Consider the following 1,013-nt stretch of genomic DNA (forward strand, 5'->3'; position numbering starts at 1 on the left):
ACTGGGGTGAAGTCGTAACAAGGTAGCCGTATCGGAAGGTGCGGCTGGATCACCTCCTTTCTAAGGAAAAGAAACAAGTAAGGAAATTGGTTATACTGTTCAGTTATCGAGAGATAATTGAAAACACCAAAGAGATCGAAAGATTTCAATGGGCTTATAGCTCAGCTGGTTAGAGCGCACGCCTGATAAGCGTGAGGTCGGTGGTTCGAGTCCACTTGAGCCCATTTTGTGTGGTCTGGGGATATAGCTCAGCTGGGAGAGCACCTGCCTTGCAAGCAGGGGGTCACGAGTTCGAATCTCGTAATCTCCACTAAGTCAGAAAACAAAAGTTTCTGACAGCTGCACCTTGAAAACTGAATAAAGAGAAAGAAAGAGTCAAAAAAATCGAGAAAAAGCAGAAAAGCTTAAATTAATAGATTTAAGACAAAAGCAAGAAAGAAATGTAGTATCGCTACTACATTCCGCTAGGTCAAGCGAAAAAGAGCACAAGGGGAATGCCTTGGCACTGAGAGCCGAAGAAGGACGTGATAAGCTGCGAAAAGTCTCGGGGAGGCGCAAATAGCCATCGATCCGGGAATGTCCGAATGGGGAAACCTGCATGAGGAAAATTCATGTATCCATAGGTAAATACATAGCCTATGGAGGGGAACGCTGTGAACTGAAACATCTAAGTAGCAGTAGGAGAAGAAAGAAAACTCGATTCCGAAAGTAGCGGCGAGCGAAATTGGAAGAGGCCAAACCAAGAGATTTATCTTTTGGGGTTGAGGACCGCATTTAGTATTGATGATTGATAGCCGAAATGTTTTGGGAAAGCATACCAAAGAGGGTGAAAGTCCTGTAGGCAAAATTGAGAATCAGCGAGCGGTATCCAGAGTACCACGGGACACGAGAAACCCTGTGGGAAGCCGGAGGGACCACCCTCCAAGCCTAAATACTCCTCAGTGACCGATAGTGAAGCAGTACTGTGAAGGAAAGGTGAAAAGGACCCCGGGAGGGGAGTGAAAGAGAACCTG

Annotated in this window: 2 tRNA genes and 2 rRNA genes; all 4 read left to right on the plus strand. The window is 46.1% G+C overall.

The features are described from left to right. Positions 1-60 (plus strand): 16S ribosomal RNA (locus tag WS40_RS10710); the annotation flags it as partial. A 90-nt stretch (positions 61-150) separates the two neighbouring features. Further along, positions 151-224: transfer RNA gene (locus tag WS40_RS10715), tRNA-Ile, on the plus strand. A 13-nt stretch (positions 225-237) separates the two neighbouring features. Beyond that, positions 238-310: transfer RNA gene (locus WS40_RS10720), tRNA-Ala, on the plus strand. 157 nt (positions 311-467) lie between these two features. After that, positions 468-1,013 (plus strand): 23S ribosomal RNA (locus WS40_RS10725); the annotation flags it as partial.

It is taken from the genome of Ruminococcus sp. N15.MGS-57 (genome assembly GCF_000980385.1).
GTDB lineage: Bacteria > Bacillota > Clostridia > Oscillospirales > Ruminococcaceae > Hominimerdicola > Hominimerdicola aceti.